The sequence below is a fragment of the Microvirga solisilvae genome (assembly GCF_022808595.1).
GTDB lineage: Bacteria > Pseudomonadota > Alphaproteobacteria > Rhizobiales > Beijerinckiaceae > Microvirga > Microvirga solisilvae.
In genome coordinates this window covers 109,152-129,000 of record NZ_JAKUCN010000002.1, presented here as the reverse complement: position 1 = coordinate 129,000, position 19,849 = coordinate 109,152, and the positions used below count along the sequence as shown (strand labels likewise).

Annotated in this window: 14 protein-coding genes; 6 read left to right on the top strand and 8 right to left on the bottom strand. The window is 54.4% G+C overall.

Annotation, left to right across the window (positions count from 1 at the left end; genetic code table 11):
• Nucleotides 1-4: 4 nt before the first annotated feature.
• The 6 genes from MJ639_RS05135 to MJ639_RS05110 form a co-directional block, all read right to left on the bottom strand.
• Nucleotides 5-979, bottom strand: coding sequence for an ABC transporter substrate-binding protein (locus MJ639_RS05135; protein WP_243369201.1), 975 nt, complete (start codon nucleotides 977-979; stop codon nucleotides 5-7).
• 492 nt (nucleotides 980-1,471) lie between these two features.
• Nucleotides 1,472-1,921, bottom strand: a complete 450-nt coding sequence (locus MJ639_RS05130; protein ID WP_243369200.1) for a hypothetical protein — start codon at nucleotides 1,919-1,921, stop codon at nucleotides 1,472-1,474.
• A 7-nt stretch (nucleotides 1,922-1,928) separates the two neighbouring features.
• Entirely contained in the window at nucleotides 1,929-2,669 is a 741-nt protein-coding gene (locus MJ639_RS05125) for a M48 family metallopeptidase (RefSeq protein WP_243369199.1), read from the bottom strand.
• Nucleotides 2,670-2,671: 2 nt separating this feature from the next.
• A complete protein-coding gene (locus tag MJ639_RS05120) occupies nucleotides 2,672-5,677 on the bottom strand; it encodes a type I restriction endonuclease subunit R (protein WP_243369725.1) in 3,006 nt (1,001 codons plus the stop codon).
• Between the two features lie 25 nt (nucleotides 5,678-5,702).
• A complete protein-coding gene (locus MJ639_RS05115; protein WP_243369198.1) occupies nucleotides 5,703-6,911 on the bottom strand; it encodes a restriction endonuclease subunit S in 1,209 nt (402 codons plus the stop codon).
• Nucleotides 6,901-8,391: a type I restriction-modification system subunit M gene (locus MJ639_RS05110; protein ID WP_243369197.1), complete on the bottom strand. Its 1,491-nt coding sequence runs from the start codon at nucleotides 8,389-8,391 to the stop codon at nucleotides 6,901-6,903. Before MJ639_RS05110 ends, MJ639_RS05115 begins: the two co-directional genes overlap by 11 nt.
• Nucleotides 8,392-8,568: 177 nt before the next feature.
• Here MJ639_RS05110 and MJ639_RS05105 point away from each other — a divergent pair, with 177 nt between their 5' ends.
• Nucleotides 8,569-10,218: a DNA recombination protein RmuC gene (locus tag MJ639_RS05105; RefSeq protein WP_243369196.1), complete on the top strand. Its 1,650-nt coding sequence runs from the start codon at nucleotides 8,569-8,571 to the stop codon at nucleotides 10,216-10,218.
• Between the two features lie 132 nt (nucleotides 10,219-10,350).
• Entirely contained in the window at nucleotides 10,351-11,478 is a 1,128-nt protein-coding gene (locus tag MJ639_RS05100) for a hypothetical protein (RefSeq protein WP_243369195.1), read from the top strand.
• A gap of 8 nt (nucleotides 11,479-11,486) precedes the next feature.
• Here the strand turns inward: MJ639_RS05100 and MJ639_RS05095 are convergent, their stop codons facing one another.
• A complete protein-coding gene (locus tag MJ639_RS05095; RefSeq protein WP_243369194.1) occupies nucleotides 11,487-11,774 on the bottom strand; it encodes a helix-turn-helix domain-containing protein in 288 nt (95 codons plus the stop codon).
• A 121-nt stretch (nucleotides 11,775-11,895) separates the two neighbouring features.
• On the opposite strand from MJ639_RS05095, the gene MJ639_RS05090 reads away from it, so the two are divergent.
• Nucleotides 11,896-14,475 carry an FG-GAP-like repeat-containing protein gene (locus MJ639_RS05090; protein ID WP_243369193.1) on the top strand — a complete coding sequence of 860 codons (2,580 nt, stop codon included), beginning with the start codon at nucleotides 11,896-11,898 and terminating at the stop codon, nucleotides 14,473-14,475.
• A 63-nt stretch (nucleotides 14,476-14,538) separates the two neighbouring features.
• Here the strand turns inward: MJ639_RS05090 and MJ639_RS05085 are convergent, their stop codons facing one another.
• A complete protein-coding gene (locus MJ639_RS05085; protein ID WP_243369192.1) occupies nucleotides 14,539-16,188 on the bottom strand; it encodes a hypothetical protein in 1,650 nt (549 codons plus the stop codon).
• Between the two features lie 322 nt (nucleotides 16,189-16,510).
• On the opposite strand from MJ639_RS05085, the gene MJ639_RS05080 reads away from it, so the two are divergent.
• The 3 genes from MJ639_RS05080 to MJ639_RS05070 all read left to right on the top strand — a co-directional run bounded on the left by MJ639_RS05080 (nucleotide 16,511) and on the right by MJ639_RS05070 (nucleotide 19,787).
• Nucleotides 16,511-17,110 carry a recombinase family protein gene (locus MJ639_RS05080; RefSeq protein WP_243369191.1) on the top strand — a complete coding sequence of 200 codons (600 nt, stop codon included), beginning with the start codon at nucleotides 16,511-16,513 and terminating at the stop codon, nucleotides 17,108-17,110.
• Nucleotides 17,111-18,219: 1,109 nt separating this feature from the next.
• Nucleotides 18,220-18,480, top strand: coding sequence for a hypothetical protein (locus MJ639_RS05075; RefSeq protein WP_243369190.1), 261 nt, complete (start codon nucleotides 18,220-18,222; stop codon nucleotides 18,478-18,480).
• On the top strand, nucleotides 18,480-19,787 hold the full coding sequence (locus MJ639_RS05070; RefSeq protein ID WP_243369189.1) for a tyrosine-type recombinase/integrase: 1,308 nt from the start codon (nucleotides 18,480-18,482) through the stop codon (nucleotides 19,785-19,787). The genes MJ639_RS05075 and MJ639_RS05070 overlap by 1 nt, the downstream gene beginning before the upstream one ends.
• The last annotated feature ends 62 nt before the right edge of the window (nucleotides 19,788-19,849 follow it).

Here is a 19,849-nt window from a genome sequence, read left to right as displayed (position 1 = left end):
AGCCTCAATAGGATACGGAAAGCCAAAAGGTCTTCGGATCCAGGACCTTGGCCTTTCCGACCAACTTCTCCCCTCCAATACTGGCCAAGATAGCATAAAGATCGGCACATGCCTTTCGCTCGGCATCCCCCCAATGCTCCGGGATTCCGGCGCGAAAGTTTGCTCTCAGAGATGCCAGGACAGCTGGGTCATCAGTTCCGATCTGAGGCGCCAGACGTGTCCATGCTTCCCCTGAAGTCGCAAGCAGCATCTTGGTCTCCCGCGATGCCGCGACGAAGCCTTTCAGCGCAGCTTGTTCACGCTCTGCCCAATCGTCACGAAACGCATAGCCGAGCATCGGTACATCGCTGTCGATGCCGAGATGGCGGATCATATCTGCTACCGTGAGCAGCGGACGCGCGCCCTCGGCCTCAAGCCGAGCGGCATAGTGCCAATAGGTCAGAACGGCACCGATGCGCCCACGTGCCAATTCCTCGTTCAACAACGGAGGGGCACCGAAAACGGGCTCCATTGCTTGCGCCGGGTCGATACCAAACTCTTTCTGTGCGTAGGCTCTGAGAAGAAGCCAACTTTTGTCGAGGGCTCCGCCAGCAACTCCAATTCGCGAACCCTTGAGATCCTCAACACTCTTGATACGCGAATCCCGAGGGACCATCAGCACGCCGACCGCTTTCGAGTAGGGAATGAAGCTGAACGAGGCTCCTTCACTTCTTTGGCGGGCCACCCAAGGCCAATCGGTGACGATCATATCCACTGCGCCGGCCTGCAACGCGACCTTGGCAGCTTCATTCGAGGCGAGTTCTACCGGCGCAAGGGCGATCCCATGCTTACGGTCGAGACCTTCGTGACGGAGCGTGTCGATTTCCCAGGCGACGGTACCGAACCTGAGCACACCAACTCTGATGAGGTGGCTCTCTTGCGCAAAAATTGGCCCAGAGATGACCAGCGCAAAAATGAACCAGGCAATTCTAAACAGCATGGTCGGCCCTGGCGGTAATGGCCCCCGTTAACCGTCAAGCTTTGATTTGGTTCCGTGCTTTAACCTTTGGCCGAGAGGCCAGATTGCGCCAACCCGCCTTCAGTGCCCAAAGCGCTGTTTACTATCAGCAAATGAAGCAATGTCAGTTTCGAAGTCTCGACAAGCGTTGGCTTTTGAACGACTGGAGTATCGAATCCAAAAAGGGTATCGCCCAGTTCAGCATGATCGCTCTGGCTTTAACACAAAGGCGAATAAGGCTTTTGAGGATTACGACCGATCAGCTTAGACGACCCGGATGGTCTGATGTCTTGATCTGGATTCGTTTGCGGATCAACCACTTAAAGGGTTGATGGTGCCCAGGAGAGAGGTAACATAACGCTTATATTACAGTCACATAGCTTGCGTGCTTAATGGCTTTAAACCCCACCTAACCCCAGGATAATGCCCCTCCAATTTAGCACCTTCCCATACATGTGGAGCAGACCGGCCTTTCTATCCTAGTCCCAACCAAACCGGTTTTTTGCTACCACCTAGCCAAATCCGAAGATAAAGCGGCCCAAACTTCTCTGTCCGTTTCGAGGTAGTTGGGAAATAATCCCCCTCAGAAAAATTGAGTTCTTTGGCCCCAAAAGACTCTATCCGGTATGCTGCATGCTGGTATTCCAGCGAGAACTCTACCTTTGTAATAGTTCGCTTGAGCCATTTTCTTTTAGCTCGAACTACGTCGAAACTCGTGATGAAGATTGGCTGTGCCGAGTTGTTGAGGATGAGCACATCATGCCCAATTTCCTCATGCCCTCGAAGAACCCAGCTTGCTTCAACTCGCGTAAAGGTACGCTTGAACTCCACCAGCTTAATAATTGCCAGTGCTGTGGAGATGCCCGCCCCCCAAAAAGCTATTAGTGTCGTTGTATTTAAATCTATCATTTGTGAGATAAGCATACCTTGTTCAGCTTGTGCTGATTTTCTGAAGGTTCAGGAAATGCTCGTTCCGGTCTAGCCATTCCTTCCGCGCCTCCCAATCGGGCAGAATGCTGCCGACCAATCCCCAGAACTCGCGATCATGGGTCCGGTGCCGGAGATGGCAGAGTTCATGGACCACGGCGTATTCGAGCACAGTCTTAGGGGCGAAGATCAGATGCCAGTTGAGGTTCACCACCCGATCCTGGCCGCAGCTTCCCCAGAGGTGCTTCTGATCCTTGATCTCGACGCGCCTGGGTTTCAGCCCATTGGGCTCGCCGTGCTGGCGGATGAAGGCGTTTACGTCCTCTCTTAAACGCTTGCGCAGCCAAAGGCGCAGGGCATCCTCGATCAGGATGTCTCTTGAGGCTTCTGAGAGGGTGCGTGGGTAATGGACGACAAAGCCGTTTCGGAAGGACACCTCAACCAATGTTCCATCTGATGGCTCGACTTTGAGCCGTATGAGCCTGCCCCGGTAAGGAATTTTCGCCCCACTGACGAAGTTGGCGACCTTCGGAGCCGCTGCCACGCGACCTGCCATGTGGCGGGTCTGCTCGACCAGCCATTCACGGCGGCGATGGAGAACGCCAGCAATCTCCTCGTCCGAGGCCGCTGCTGGCACAACCACTTCCACCGTCTCTGGAGTCACGGTGATGCGGGCGCTCTTCGTCTTGCCCGAGCGCTTGAGTGTGTAGGAAACCTGCGTCTCGCCAACCATCAGAACTGGCATGGTCACACCTTGGCGAAGTGCTTGATGGCAAACTCTTCCACGTGCTCGGGGATGGCTTTGAGGTCCTTCAAACCAAATTCGTGGGCCATGCCACGGACCTCTTGGCGCAATGTTCTCCGCAGGCCGTCCTTCTCCTGCCATCTCGGAGGTGCGGTCGCGTCATCGGTGTAGAGCCCTTCGATCCGGATTGCCAAATCCTCGGCTTCCCCATCTGCTCCGAATGCCTTCAGCACTTGGAGGATACCATAGGCTCCCGCCGACAGGCCCGTGCCCTCATGGGCTTTCGCCTCGGCATCCAGGTCCTTGGCAAGCTCCTCGGCGATCTTCAGCTTGTCGGCCCAGGAGAGTTGGGCTCCGTCGAGCTTTCCGAGCAACTCGCGCAGGCGATCTGAGAACTTGGCGTATTGGTGATGATTCTGGGCCAGCCGCTCGCTCACCACTTTACGCAGTTCGGTGGTCTTGCGGATCGCCGCCGTTTTCAGGTCGCTCTCGGTCTTTCCCTCGATCTCGAAATCTTCCCAGAAGTCAGGGTCAGTAATGTGGCGCAGTTTGACCGTGACGCTCAGGCCCGTGGCATCGAGATGCTGAGCCAGCATGTCCCTAATCTTGCGGCTATAGGTCTGCTGATCGAAGGCTTCCCGCTTCTCGAAAACCTGGGTGCCATAGGGCAGGAAGGTCGCGATCCATTTGAGATTGGCGGTGAACTCCAGAATACTTGGATCGGGGCTCACGGCCTCATACAGGCCGATGAACTCCCGCGCCTTGTTCCGGAACTCGAACCACTTGTCCTCAGTCTTGAGCAGGTTCACGAACTGGTCGAACTCAGCCTTCAGGCCATTCTTCGAGAGCCCCTCCTGCCGCTTCAGCCACTTCATCATTGCCATGACGAGGGCATGAGCAGCCCGAAGTTGGTTTCTCAGGTCGTCGAGGTTCCGCATCGCGTTTTTGACATCGTCCGCCCGATAGGAGGAAAGCGCTTCCTCCAGCTTCACCGAGACGCCGATGTAATCGACGATCAGGCCGTTCTTCTTTTGGGCGTTGGAGACGCGGTTGGTGCGAGCAATGGCCTGGAGGAGTCCATGCTCTTTCAGCGGTTTGTCCAGGTACATCACGGATTCGATGGGCGCATCGAACCCGGTCAGGAGCTTGTCGCAGACAATCAAGAATTCCGGGTTCTTCCCCTTGGCGCTGAAAGCCTTCTTGATCGTGGTCTCGGCATCCTGGTCGAGGTAGTGGGCTTTGAGGTCATTGCGGATGCTCTGGATGTGCTCATCCTCGCTCGGCTTTCCGTCCTCCTGGGTCGAGGAATACACGCAGGCGGATAGGACGGTGGCCTGAGCCATGGCGTCCTCGGCGGAAATTCCCTGCGCTATCAGTTCGTCGGCGATGACACGGTCGAGCGCCCGCTTGTAGAGAATGACCGCCTCGCGGTCGATGGCGACGATCTGAGCCTTGAAGCCATCGGGCCGGGCATATTCCTTAAAATGGGTCCAGATGTCGTAGGCGATCAGTTCGATCCGCTTGGGATGCTTCAGCAGATCGGCGACATTGACGCTCCGCTTCTTGACCTCGTCCGATTTCTCATCCGGCAGATAGGCGAACCATTGGTCGAAGAGGATATCGATCTTGGCGTCGTCAACGTGCCAGTCGGTCTTGCGGCCTGTGTAGTAGATCGGCACTGTCGCCCCATCGGCCACGGCGTCGTCGATCCCGTATTTGTCGAGATAGCCTTCGCCCACCACGCCGAAATTGGCATAGGTGTCCTTGTCGTTCTTCTTGATCGGAGTGCCCGTGAAACCGAAGAACCTGGCGTCCGGCAGGGTCTTTCGCAGATAGGCCCCGAGGTCTTTTTCTTGGGTGCGGTGGCATTCGTCCACCATGACGATCCAGTTCTTCGAATTCGGGATCGGCTCCTGCGAGCCCTGGAATTTGAAAATCGTGGAGAGGACCGTCAGGCCGTCCGTGCCCTTGCTGATGAGGGTGCGAAGCTCGGAAATGCTGTTCACCGCAACCGGGTTCGGCAGGCCGCAGGCGGTAAAGGTGCCGCTGATCTGGTCGTGCAGGTCCACGCGATCCGTCAACACCATGATGTTGGGATTGGACAGTTCTGGCGAGGATACGGTTAGGTGCGTCTTCAACTTCAGGGCCGCGAACACCATGGTGAGCGACTTGCCCGAGCCTTGTGTATGCCAGATCAGGCCACGCCGATGCTCGTTCTCGATCACTCGGCTAACGAGCTTGTTGACCGCCCGGAACTGCTGATAGCGGCACATCTTCTTGATCGTGCCATCTTCGGTTTTCTCGAAGACGATGAAATGGGCGATCAGGTCGAGAAGCCGGGAGGGCTCCAGAAGACTCCACAACCCCTTCGAAAGCTTATCCGAAAACTCAGTTTCTGACCTGGGCCATGGATCGCGCCATTCGGCCCAGAACTTCGAGGGGCTGCCGGTAGAGCCATAGAGGCAGTTGGTGCCGTCCGTGACGATGTTGAAGCAGTTCGAAAGGAACAGGCGAGGAATCTCCTGTTCGTATTGTTTGATCTGCTCAAAGGCTTCGCCGGTTTTGTCCTTGGCATTGATCGGGCTCTTGCACTCGATCACCACCAGGGGAATGCCGTTCACATGGATCACCACGTCGGCGATCCGGGTCTTCTCGGCCTTGACCCGGAATTGATGGGTGACGCTGAAGAGGTTGTTCTCGGGTTTCAGGAAATCGATGACCCGCAGGGTCCGGTGCGTGGCCTCGCCCTGCACTACGCGGCTGAAATTGCCGCGCAGGATCGAAAGCCATGCCTCGTCATCGGAGACGGATGCGAGTTCCGCATAAGCCGCCTGGGCGTCGGCTTCGGAGACGCCGTTGACCCGTTGGATCGCGGCGACGAGATGGGATCGGAATAGAACCTGATTGTCACCGTCGCGTAAGGACGGGTGATCGGCAGGCGGCACAAAGGCATAGCCCATGCCCTTCAGGCATTCGAGGGTCGGCTTCTCGACCATATGCCATTCCATGCCTGCCACGTCGTGCCCCTATTCTTTACTCTGCGGCCATGGGAAGGTCGGTGAAGACCCGCTTCCGGCCTGTGAGGAGGTCGGCCATGAGAGCGGACTTGAAGGAATGGAGCGCTGCAAGATGCTGCTCACCCTCTTGGACGGCTTGAGCCAACTCGGCGCATCGCCGAGCAACAAGCTCTTGTTCCTCGCCGCTCGGCACTGGAATTACCAATCCCTTGATGATCTTGATTGTTAGCTGCGGTTGAGCACTGCCAAATGTAAGTTTCTCAATCTGTTTTTCGACAACGGGAGAAGTCAGGGCCGCATACAGGTAGCGAGGATAAACCTTGCGTCCATCGGTGCGCAAAATCGCCATGCCGGAATTTATACGCATTAGGTCATGCGGAATGCTCTGATCATAATAGGCAAGATTTCCAACAGTGCCGCGCGTTGTAATTACAACATCACCACGTTCAACCACTCCTTTCCGGAGTTTTTCATGCCTTTCACGCGAAATGAATTGAGCGGTGTCGAACGAAAATCCTCTCTTGGTAACGTTCTGAGCGCTCAAGAACAGACAATGTCCGGTATCCGAGTAATCGGCTGCTTTCGGATACTCTTTGCCTCGATCTCCATCGATAATGCTCACGCCGCAGTGTTCGAGAGATAACGCCTCCCACTCCTCGGGTATTTCCCCGATTTCTGTTTGCTTGAACCGAGTGTGACCAACGCCTTTGGTTAAAAGGCGTGTCAGGACGCCCTGCTTGACCTTGCGAGTCTGCTCAATGACCGCCTGCGCCGCCTGAATGGCCTCGTCTACGCTGGAGAGGACTTCCGCGATGCGGCGCTGCTCGGATAATGGGGGAATGACGACAGAGACCTTGGCAGCTTTGTCGCGATTGAGACCAGGGACGCCAGTTGCCTCGTTCAGTTGTGCAAGATCGACGTGCTGCAACAGGTAGTAAATCCAGCGGAGATCAAAATCTCCTCGCCGTGAAACAAAATAGGTCGTGTCTATCGGCCAGAAATCGCTATCGGCAAAGATGACTGAACCAACAGTCCCTTTTCGACCGATGATGATTCCAGGCGCACTAACCAGCGCACGCTCATTGAAGCCTACAATGCCGCTTGATCCATATACAGGAAATGGTCCAGGAACTCGCTTTGCTTCAGGAAGGGACTTCCCGTATTCAAGCAAGATCAAATCGCCCAGGCTACCTACCCGCCAACCGTCAGGCTTCTCACCCGACATAGCCAAGTTCCTTCAGGAAGCTCATCATCTTCGCCGCAGCAGCATCACGCTGCGCCTGGAGTTCAATCAGCTTCTCGACCTCTTCGGCCACGTCGAGGTCTTCTGCCTCCTCGCCGACATGGACGTACCGGCTGATATTGAGATTGTGGTCGTTCGCGGCGATCTCGGAAATCGGCACCACGCGTGCCAGACGCGCCACATCCGTATAGTCATGGAACACTTTCGCCAAGGCGGCGACATTCTCATCCGAGAGATGGTTCTGAGCCTTCCCCTCAACGAAGTGCTCGACGCCGTTGATGAACAGCACCTTGCCCTTCCGCACAGCGGGCTTGTTCTTGCGGACGATGAGGATGCAGGCCGGAATGCCCGCGCCATAGAACAGGTTCGTGGCAAGGCCGATCACCGCCTCGATCAGGTCTTCCTTCAGCAAGCCTTCACGGATGCGTCCCTCGGCCCCACCCCGGAACAGAACGCCATGCGGGAGAACCACGCCCAGCATGCCATCAGACTTGAGGCTTGCGATCATGTGTTGGACGAAAGCCAAATCGCCATAGGACTTGGGCGGGCAGCCGAACCGGTCGCGCCCGAAGGGATCGCCCTTGCTCCAGGTGTCGTGGCCCCATTCCTTTAACGAGAAAGGCGGATTGGCGAGAACCCGGTCGAAGGTGCGGATGGCCTTAGTGCCGTCCCCAGTCAAGTGCTTCGGATCGAGCAGGGTGTCCCCACGAGCAATAGAGGCATCGTCGATGTCGTGGAGGAACAGGTTCATCTGGCAGATCGCCCAGGTGTTGAGGTTCCGCTCCTGGCCGAACAGCGACAGGCTCTTGGGATTCTTGCCCTGCCGCTCCAGGTGATGCACCGCCTCCAGCAGCATGCCGCCCGAACCGCAGGTCGGGTCGTAGATCGATATGCCTTCTTCAGGCCGCAGGCATTCCACGATCAGCCGCACGACCATCTTTGGCGTATAGAACTCGCCGCCTCTTTTGCCCGCATCATCCGCAAACTGGGCGATCAGATACTCGTAAGCCTGCCCAAGAACATCTGGCTCCACATCCGCGTTCCGGAGCCGGTAGGTCTCGAAATGCTGAAGCAGCTTTTCGAGGGTGGCGTCCGGAAAGCGAGCCTTGTTGTTGAAGTCCACGTCCTGGAAAACGCCCCGAAGCCGCAGGTTCGCGTCTTCAACCGCCCGGAAGGCGTCGTTCAGGTACTCACCGATATTGGTGGTGTGCTTACGGACATCCGCCCAGAAGTGCCCTTTAGGAATGTTGAAGCGGTGTTCGTCCGGATCAGCGGCAAGCTCGGCATCGCCATACTTTTTCAGGCGTTCCTCATACTCTTCTTCCCATACGTCACAGAGGCGTTTGAAGAAGAGCAGGCCGAAAATGTAGTGCTTGTAATCGGCGGCATCGATGGCACCCCGAAGGATATCGGCAGCCTTCCAGAGATGGCTTTCGAGCTTATCGAGGGTCAAGGCTGACATGGTACGCGGTCCAACAAGAGGCACTAAAACGGCGAAAGTACCAAACTGCTGAACCTGAACAATACCTCAAGTTGATATACTAGAAAGCTTCCTTAAAGTTCATGATTTGTTCGGATTGCGGGCTTTAATGAACACCCCTTAGAGTTGTAGGACTTACGTCTGATGCCGGGGGGCAGAATGGTTGACGTGCTGCTTGCGATCTTAACCGCGCTTGTTGCTATCACGCTGTTGTTAGGTCTGTTTATCCTGACCAAACTTAGTCGCATCACAGGCTTTGAGCCCTTGAACCGCGACGTACTTGGACAGCTTCTGCGTGCGGAATCCGAGGCCATCAGGCGCTCTGGCGATGAGCAGGCTAGAGGCATCCGCGACGAACTGGCCGAGCGGGTCCGGGACTTTCAGGAGAATACCACGAGGACCTTTTCGACCCTCTTCGAGGGGGTGAACACGCAAATCCGTTCCTTCGGAGAGAGGCTCGATACGGGCATCAAGGCAATCGAGCTTAGGACACAGGTGATCGGCGAGAAGCTCGATGCAGACATTGCCCAGATGGGCGAGAGCGCGGAACGCAATCGGGAAAACCTCCGCGTGCTGATTGAGGCGAGGCTGGATGGTGCTGCCGCCAAGCAGACGGAAGAGGCTAAGCACCTTCGCGAGGAACTAAGCCAAAACTTTCAGCGCTTGGGCGGCAATATGAGTCAGACGCTTACTGAAATGGGCGAGCGGCAGAAGGAGCGGCTTGAAAAGACGACGCAGTCTCTAAACATCCTGACCGAGAAGAACGAACGCTCAAGTGAGGCACTGAAACAGGCCGTGGAAGCTCGCCTCGATGCTCTCCGTCAGGAAAACTCCGCGAAGCTCGATGAAATGCGGCAGACCGTGGATGAAAAGCTCCAATCGACCCTGGAGACGCGCCTGGGCGAGTCATTCAACCGGGTCGTCGAGCAACTCAACCGAGTGCATGAGGGCCTCGGCGAAATGAAGAGCCTTGCCTCCAATGTCGGCGACCTCAAGAATGTCCTGACAAATGTGAAGGTACGGGGCACCTTCGGCGAGGTTCAGCTCGAAATGATCCTGGAGCAATTCCTTACGCGTGAGCAGTTTGTCAAAGATGCCCGTGTCAGGGAAAATTCCTCTGAAAGAGTTGAGTTTGCTATCCGCTTGCCGGGGAAGGAAGATGGGTCTGAGGTTCTCCTCCCTATCGATGCCAAGTTTCCCCGAGAGGTATACGACCGCCTGCTCGAAGCCTCTGAGGCAGGTGATGAGGATGCGGTAAAAGCCTGCCGAAAGCAGCTTGAGTCTCAAGTGCGTGCATGTGCCAAAGAGATTTGTACTAAGTACATCAATCCGACTGTGACCACTGATTTCGCAATCCTGTTCCTCCCTACTGAAGGGCTCTATGCAGAGGTTCTCAGGCAGGTCGGCGTGTTTGAGGGCATACAGCGCGATTTCAAGGTGACGTTGGCAGGCCCGACCACGCTGTCGGCCATTCTGAACGCCTTCCAGATGGGCTTCCGATCATTGGCCATCGAGAAGCGATCCAGTGAGGTTTGGAAAATCCTCGGTGCCGTTCAAGGTGAGTTTGAGAAGTACAACGGCGTGGTGGAGAGGCTGGCTTCACAGCTTAATACCGCTGCGAAATCCGTTGAAAACCTTGGTACGCGCACGAGAGCCATGAACCGGAAACTTAGGGATGTTGAGAAGCTGCCTGATGGCGCGGCAGCCAACAAGCTACTTGGGTTTGATGGAGAAGATATTGGCTCTCTTCCTGGAGAGACGCCTGTTGCAAAGTTTGATGGAGGCGGCGAGCCTATCATCGTTCCCTAAACATAAGACCTTCTTGAAGAATGTTAGACCTTTGAGCCAGGGGTGGGGAATCAGTCCTCAGCTCAAATATTATTTGACAGATTCCGGTTCCGTGAGATCGTCGTCTGGTGTGCAATTGCATCGGAGACGCTCTTGGTTCGACTGCTGTCGCATAATCCCCTCCTTCGACAACGTCCCGTAGAAGGGTGGATTCTGAGTAAGCTCATTGCCTGCGACGAGGCGTTTCCAAGCACCCTCCGGCGTTACATCACAGCTTCGCCCCTTCGTGCGCAACTCATCGCCCTCGTACTGTGCGAACTTGATTTGGCTCGCCCGGACCTTCTCGCATCACGCCTTCATTCCCTGAGCAGCCTGACGGGATTGGCATTCACTAACCCCCTTGCTCCTATCGCTTACACAATTCTGCACCGCCGGGTTCGGGATATTGTCCGGCACCTCTATCCGACATCCGAAGGACTCGTCGGAATCCTTTCAAAGATCGGAGACGAACCTCTTTCTGAAGAGAATTACCGTCTCATGATTGAACTCCACACGAAGCCACAGCATCGCGCTCGCCTTTCCGCTTTGCGATATATGCCGCGAGTTCCTGCTCGGGCATTTGCCATCCTGATGGCCCTTGAGCCTCCGTATGTTTCGATGAAGCTGGTGAAGCAGCTTGCTTCAGTCCATCAGGCCAAAGACTTTCTGTGCTCTATTGAGTTGATTAAGCGCGTTGTACCGACGGCCAGCGATGGTGTGCTCATCGCTTCACTTGAAAGCATGGAAGCCGGGAGCAATCTTGGAAGCTGGGTTCAGCGTTGGCTTGAGCGCGCGTCGCATTTATGGGTCGAGCCACCTTCATTGAACAGCGCTGAATTCACTTTGCTTGCCAATGCTGATGCAATGCGGGACGCGGGTCGCCGTTTCGAGAATTGCTTGGAGACAAAAGTTGCTTTTGTAGCCCTCGGACGCACCCTGTTTGTGGAGTATCGCCCTCATCCCTGCATCATTGAGCTTGAGAGCCTCGACTCTGGTTGGGTTTTCCATGCAATCCATGGGAAGTCCAACCTTCCAGTCAGCCCTTCAATCACGCGGCAGGTGCTCAAGAAATTGCATTCGGCGGGAATTCGCATCCCAGCCCGTCACTTTCGAGCGGCTCACTACAATCGTGTTGCACGATTGGCTTCAATTTACGACTTCAGCCGTGATGATTTTGGGGTGATCGATGAGGACGATGAGTTGGCCGACAAACTTGCTTTCGATGCGTCCTACGCAGCGTAAGCATTCCCTTATTCGCCAGCCTGCGTCCCTCTTGGTCCCCTGCGCTTGCTGGCGCGCTTCCTAATCGTGGTGCCATTGGCTTGGGAAGGAAAGTCCCGAAGAAGGTCTGTAATCTCAACGCCAAGGGCCAGGGCTAGATGCCAGAGGGTGAGGAGCGTTGGATTCCGGGTTCCCGCTTCGAGGGCACTGACGTGAGCCCGGTCTACACCGATCCGATCCGCGACCTCTTGCTGGGTCAGGTTAGCTTGCAGGCGCAGTAGCCTAACGTTTTCACCGAGTTTTCGCCGTACATCCATGTCCGGATGTGACGGGCTCGTGCGCTTTATTGCGACGCTATATATTGCACGTTATAAGGTGCTATATAAAGCACCTAGCCGAGCCCTAGCAGAATAAAAGGGCGACATTTCTGGAGGGGCAATGATCACGAAGTCTCCTAGCGTAACCTCGGTCGGCCTCTTCCGGTTCACCACATTTGCGGGCGATCAGATCAACTCGGGCTATCACTTTGGCGATCTCGATGGAGATGGTCGGCTAGACATGGTGATCGGCGGATGGGCTTATGGCAGCGACCCGACTGGTCCGGACAACGCCGCCACCCGGCTTCTGGTGCTGAAGCAGGATGCATCAGGTGGTTTCACGGAGTTTAGCGGCCTTTCAGGCACTGTGATTGCCGGGACGTGGCAGCCGCTGATCGCTGATTTCAACGGGGATGGCAGGGGCGATATCGGCATTGCTGGATTCACCGACTTCCCAGTTACGCCGGTTCGTTCAACCTTTCTCATGTCCGGCGCGTCCGGATATACGCGGGTGGACTATGAGGACCGCATCGCCGCCCATGGCGCGAACCTCGCCGACATCAACGGTGATGGCCTGATGGATGTCGTAACGGCAACATACAGCGCGATTGACTTGGCAACCGGAGCGCCCCGCACGTCAGACCAGTATTTTCTTGGCCAGAATGGCGCAAATCCTATTGCTGTCTGGAACACTCCTGATGCCAACCCGGTCAATCGCTCGCCCGGAGGATCGGCGGTAGCGGCAGGTGACCTCGACAACGATGGCTATGTGGACTTCGTAATCGGTGACGCTATCGACACCTCTGTTCCTCTCTTTGACGAGCATGGATATTTCCAGCGTGCCGACATCCTCGTGATGAAGGGCAATGGAACTGGAATGGTCAACGGCACAAAGGTTGCCAAGATCACCCCATATTTCGAGACTCACCATGACGGTCTATCGCCAATCGACTTCGGGGATGGAAGCAAGTTTCAAGAGACGTATAGCCATGATGTCCGCACCATGATTGCGGATTTCGACGGCGATGGCCTGAACGATATTCTAACCCTAAGCACCAACTATTCGCTTGGCGAGAATGCTTCATCCATCCGCATCTACAAGAACCAAGGCAGCTTCAACTTTACCGATATGACAGAAAATTGGCTGCCCGAGTACCAGACCACCTGGGCTGCCGACTACAGCCTTCAGGTCCGGGATTTCGACGGTAATGGTACGATTGACCTCGCTATTGCCGCAGAAGGGTCTAGCACCGGCCACGGCAATGCGATCTTCCTCAATGATGGATCGGGACGCCTACATCTTGCTATTCGAGATGAGTACCTGACATGGGCGAACACCTTCCAGAACGCCGCAAAAGATGTTTGGCTTGGTAACATCCCGCGTTTCATCCCGTACTTGACCGCGAACGGGACAGTGAACTTCCAGGTCCTGCGCGACAACGTCTTCCTATCGGACGGAACGCGGTCAAGCATCCATGGTACTTTGAGCACGAACATTAATTTCCATAACGACTTTACGACTGCTATTACCGCGACCGGCACGGCTGGAGGCGACCGCCTCACCGGATGGGCGGGAAACGACACCCTTTTGGGCCTTGCCGGGGCCGATACCCTCAATGGTGGCTCTGGAAGCGACACAGCCTCTTATGCTAGGGCCGCTGCGGGCGTGACGGCCAACCTGTCCAACTCGGCTGCCAACACTGGGGATGCGGCTGGCGATCAGTACATCAGCATTGAGAACTTGCTTGGTAGCTCGTTTGCTGATGTTCTTGTTGGAGACGGCGGAAAGAACATCCTGAATGGGGGTGCAGGGAACGACTATCTCGAAGGTGGCCTCGGCGATGACATCTATTATGTCGATAGCGCCGGGGATCAGGTGGTTGAGACCGCGACCATTGGAAACGCCGATACTGTGTACACGACTATCAGCTACACTTTGGGGGCTTATGTTGAGCGGCTCTTTGCGCAGGGGTCCGCTACGATCAGCCTCATCGGCAATGATCTGAACAACACCGTCACCGGGAATGCTGCTGCCAATACCCTTTATAGTCAGGCCGGGAACGATACTCTTAATGGCGGCGCAGGCGCTGACCGGATGGACGGCGGGATCGGCAATGACACGTACTACGTGGACAATGCCGGAGATCGCGTGGTCGAGACCAAGGCAGGAGGTACTGCTGATACCGTTTACAGCAGTGTCGGCCTGACCTTGGCATCTTACGTCGAGCGTCTCTACGGCTCCGGAGCCGGTGCGATCACGCTCAACGGCAACAGCCTCAGCAACACAATCACTGGCAATACAGGGAATAACAGGATCAACGCTGGCTCCGGTAACGACACAATCAACGGTGGCCTTGGTAACGACCGTCTGACCGGTGGATCGGGCTCTGACAAGTTCGTGTTCAGCACAGCGCTGAACAAACGGACGAACGTGGATACGATCACCGACTTCAGCGTGAAGTACGATACGGTCTACCTTGAGAATGCCATCTTCACCAAAGTTGGTAAGAATGGAGCCCTGAAGTCTGGTTGCTTCTGGATCGGCACAAAGGCCCACGACTCCAGTGACCGGATTATATACGACAGCAAGAGCGGGGCACTCTATTACGATCCGGATGGGTTTGGCAGGGCCGCACAAACCAAGTTTGTGCAACTCGCCAAGGGTCTCCAGATGACTTCCAAGGATTTTTTTGTGATTTAGCTAATAGTCTCTAAGATTTCTTCACCAGTGAAGCCTGCGACCCTTGAGAACGCCTAAAGTCTCTCACTTTTTGCGGTTCGATTCCTGAAAAAGGAGTCCAACTGGTGAGCGTGCCAAGGCTCGGCCTTCGTCTTTGAGACTTTTGAACTTGCCGGGAATATCGCGAAACTTAGGAACATCGATCACCTGATCCATTGCAGAGTTCACAAGGCTAACCAAAGGAACTCCGCACGCAGATGCGATCTCAATTGCGCCATGTACAACACAGCTTGCCAGTTCGACGCCTGCAAATCGCCATTTCTTCCCTGTCAATTGAGTAAGTTTGTTTTTATGCTCGTCAAAGGCACTTTGAATGTTGTCGACAATCTTATCGCCAGTCCTAAAAAAATTGTCGGGTCGAGCCTCTACCATCTCAGCGACCCCTTTGGACAGCACCCCGCGAAGCTCAGCTAAAGCACCCGTCTGACGCATTTCTATGAGGGTTTTTACTGGTACATTGCCGAGCCATGCCATTTCCGCTGCTGCGGCAGATTGGAGCCCTCTTATGAGATGAAGGTTTAGGGATTCATCTGGGCTGAACTCACGCGCAGTATATTCGAGTTTCCAATTTAGGTATCGCCATGACGTAGGTGCTTCAATCAGAGGGGGGCCGCCTATTCGCTGGCTCCTCACTAACAGGTCATTTGCCTGCATCATTCGACCATGAATGGCTGTCAGCACGGCTTGACCGGCATGTTTTATACCCCTGTCCCTCGTCCACTCGTTGATATAATCGCGTAGCTGTATAGCCAGCGGCTCAGGTGCACCTACCTCGAAGAGCAGGCGTGACTTATCCTTAAGGGCAGCAATCACATCATCCGGAGCATGAAATCTTTTTAAGAACGATGTGACTTCATCGGCATCATGAAAAGACCGGCCAAATAGAAGCTGGAGATGACTGTTTAAATCTCTTTCAGCCTGTACCTGAACGTAGTCGAGGTCGCGCTCGTCAAACCAAATTGTGTCTGGGATAATGACGGCAATAGGAGTTTCAAGATCGGTGAGAGCAAGGTCCTTATACTGAAGAACGCTCAGAGCGTGCTTGATAAGCCAATAAACCCGCTGATCGTCAGGCCCCGATTCGATAAACATCCGAGAGCGAATGAAGGGCTCAGGCAGTACAATAGTGTCCACATAAACGCCACACGAAGAGGCTACATTCTTGGTCCCTTCAGGAAATATCTCACCTCCAAAAACCGTTTTTAGACCCTGAAGGTCCGTAGCGTGGAAATGAGCAATTTCGTAGGTACTGGACCATAATTCTACGATGTCGCTCATAAAGCCAGGGATGCCTTTTACAAACCGAACGACAGCTTCTGGATCACGGGATATAGCCGCTGCCATTTCCGCAGGAGTTGCCTTCTCCTTTAGCATCCCTCTGTAAAGCGGCCCGAAATTCCTCTCTACGAATTGAAAATAAACGTCTTGAATCTCTCTCAGAGAAATACTGCTCTTCAGTGCGTTTACATGCTCTGAGGCTTCAATTGCGAGTGCAAGTGCTCGAACCCTTCCGTCTACAGTCGATAAATCAACTTTGCCGTCTGCACCTGCCCGAATTGCCAGCAAGCTGGCTTCAAGCTCGTCATCGTGAGGCAAATACAGCTGCCCTGCGGCCAGATGCTCCTTAAGTAGGCCAAGACGGTGGCGAAGACGGCGCTCGTATTCTTCATCCATGACTTAATCACTCATATCCCAAGTGGACACCGCAACTCTTGGCATGCAATGCTCCGTTCGCTACCTATCTAAGGTCAAGGTTCAGTTGCATCTCATTCAACAGAATTTCAGCTTGAAGCTCTTGTAGCCCTACATAAGAGCCTTTCGGACTTGGTAGATGCGGGGCGTCCAGTTGAAGGCCATGTGCGTTAGACCCTCTTTTCTATTAGTCTAACAACTCTTCAGATTCTGGACTGTTGATCAAGTGACGGGAATCCAAAGTGTTTGACGTAAAAAAAGTCCGTGCGAGAATTCCAATGATTCAGACGGGGGTTTTCGCACGATGGCAGGAAGGTCATACGGCTATTCGCGTTGCTCAACTTCATCTCAAGACTGGGACATCCAGCTTGATGCATTGACCAAGGTAGGAGTCGACGACCGAGACATCTTCCGAGAGACCGCCTCGGGCGTGAAGAGGGATCGTACCGAACTGCGTAAGGTACTCGATTTGATTCGGGAGAATGATCGGCTCTACGTGTATGCACTCGACCGACTTGCCCGCTCTCAGCTTCATTTGCTTCAAATTGTCGAGGAGATCGAGGCTAAGGGTGGAAAGTTAGTTTCCTTGCGCGAGAATATCGACACCTCCTCTCCAATGGGTCGGTTTTTTGTAGGGGTGCTGGGCAGCCTTGCTGCCATGGAGCGAGAACTGATCATCGAGAGAACCAAGGCTGGGGTAGCTCTCGCTCGCGAACGGGGAGTTAAATTTGGTAGGACTCCTAAGATCACCCCGTCTCTGATCCGGCAGGTGCTGCTTGCCCATGATGATCCGAACACCACGATTCCGGAGACTTGCCGTGTCCTGGGGATCAGCAAATCAAGCTATTATACGGCTCTTCGGGCTGGGCAACGCGAAGCTATGAGGTCGGCAGAGGCCGCATAATGGGACCCAAACTAACTTTCCAAAGTTAGTTTGGGCAGTTCGGGATTCTCCAAGAGCCAGTGCAAATCCGTGGTTGGGTACCCAGAAACTAAGTTTTTGAGAGCCGGAGGCTAATGCCTCCAGCCCTGCTGATGCCCTTCATCTCTCTCAATCACTCGCTTCCCTCGTGATTGATCGCATTCCAGGCCATCAGCGTTTTCCATCTCTTTGCCTGCCCAGAGTTCTCAAGGCATTCTTGGTTCATTCACTTTCGGAGCGAATGTGCTTTCTCCCCCTGTTCTGGACGAAATGAAGGATTGAGGTGGTCCAGAACAAGGAGAGGTATTCACTTCCATCGCTATAAGTGCCCAACAAGCCACGTAGCCGAGTTTTATCGGCAGCAGGCGGTTACCCGCAAACCTGCTTATAGCAGCCCTATCTCGACAGAACTCACCTAGTGGATGAAGGGTTCGACTGATCGGCTGAATGTGGCCTAACGCCCTTTTTCATTCGCCGGGCCGTGCCGCCTCGGGTAGTTCTTGTAAGTCTAACGGTTATCGATTGGAAATCGAAGCACATGCACCACACAGTTGGGGAATCGGTGCATGCGGACAGCGGTCAAATGACCAAGACACAACTGTCCTCTTTTTGAAGTGCCTTCTTGCAAAGCGACTTTTCAGTCCCTTGCCGAGCAGCCGTTACTCATCCGCAATTTTGCGATGATGTCCGTCTCGGTCGGCGGCTCTGCCTCATGTTTGCCGGTCTGCGGCGTCCAGCTTCACCTGGGCTCGCCTCGTATATTGTCCCGGATTACGGTGTGGGGTGGAGTCGCCCCTTTAACTCCTGAGCCTACCGATGGGGAAACCCATCGAGCCTATTTAGTATCGCAGATTAGAGCGGGAAAAGTCGATAAAAACTGACAGTTCCTTCGGGAAAGACAAACCTCAGAAAGTTAGTTTCTGCCGAATTATGATCTCATATGGGCTCATTTTAATTTAGGAGATTAAGACATCTCTTTCTTATTTTGTACGCAGCAGGATACTTCTGCTCTCAAACACGCCGCCCTTTGAGGTGGGTACCGGATATCAAGACTACGGAGTGCAGGCCCGGTACACTCCAATGTGTTTACAATGTCTAAGAGCAAAAAGGACATTCAACTTCCCCATGGCGTTCAGGCTATTGGTTTGTCTGAAGAGCAAGTCGCTAGAAACTGGGGCATCTCCCCCAACCTGTTCGCAAAGCTTCGGCGCGAAAGCCCCCACCTGTTTCCTAAGCCAAGGCGCTTGAACAATCGCAAGGTTTACTCACGGATTGAAGCTGAGGAAAAATTCCATCAACTTCCAATGTGGGAAGATGACGATTCCAACGCTGATGAGTGGAGCGTGGATTGATGGCGAAGTCCAAAAAGGGGCCAAAAAATACACAGAGCGGATGGGAGTATGTCTACAATCTTCCCAACCGACATGGCCGCACCCGCTGGTATTTTTGGTTCGGTAAAAAAGGAGATCGCCAGTACCGGGTGAAAGGCGACATCATCCACGGTCAAGAATTCCAAGCTGCGTATGCTCGCTTCCTCGCAGGTCAACATCCATATCCGGGCGACGAGGCAAATGAGAAGGCTAAGCCCCACGCCACTGGTGTTGCTCAGAAGGGCCTGACGCAGGAAAGATCGCTCACTCGGTTTGCCGAAGGCTCATGGGGCAAACTGTGCATCGATTACATGGCGACGGATAAGTTTAAGACGCTCAAAAACCGCCGTGCAATCGAGGGGCAGTTGCGGTGGACTTGGAGCCAACCTGTAAAGGCTTCTGATCCCGATGGCCGCCGTTATGGAGATATGCCCGTAGAGCGTTTCGATACCGAGGCAATCCAGACCCTCGTGGATCGGAAGATCAAGGTTATCGAAAGCGAGATGGTTGATCGGTCTGGGGAACAGAAGTTGATTCCGAAAACTATTGGCGGGTCACAGAAAAACAACCTCATCAAGTGGATCAAGGCCGTCCTTAAGCTCGGCATCAAGCGCAAGCTGGTGAAAATCAACTATGCGCATTTTGTCGAGAAGGAGCAGATCAGGAGCGGCGGATACAAGATGTGGACCGACGAGATGTGGAACCGCATGACCGCTCGATATCCTCTGGGGACGAAAGAACGTCTTACGTTTGATCTCGCAGGTTATACCGCCCAGCGTCGTGGTGACGTTTATCTCCTCGGATGGGATCAATTGAAGTCACCTGAAAAAGGACTTCCTCATGGCTCCTTCGAAGTAACGCAGGAAAAGGGAAGAAGCTGGAATCCAAGTGTAGCTCACATTCCTGTCGTGGGCGAACTTCACGAGAGTATCGAAGCGGCGAGAGCGGCTGGTATCCTTGGTTCCAGATTCTTAATCAAGCAGGACCGAAAGGACATTCCCTACACAAAGGAGAGTTTTGGTAACAGGGTTCGGAGGTGGCTTGATGATGCTGGCATCCCAAAGGGATATAGCTTGCACGGACTGCGGAAGCTTTGTGTTTGTAGGCTTATTGAGCGGGGCTGCAATCCTCATGAGGTAATGGCCGTTACAGGTCACCAAACCCTGAAAGAAATTGACCGATATGCCAAAGCCTACTTCCGTCAAAAGAAGAAGGTCGAAGTCTATGATAAGTGGAGCAAAGCGGCAGCCAAAACCGCAGCGACACTTGGAATGGCGGATGCAGCTTAATCCGTCAGCGCTTGAACAAAGGCCGCCTTCGGGTGGCCTTTTTTTATACTTCCGGGAGAACG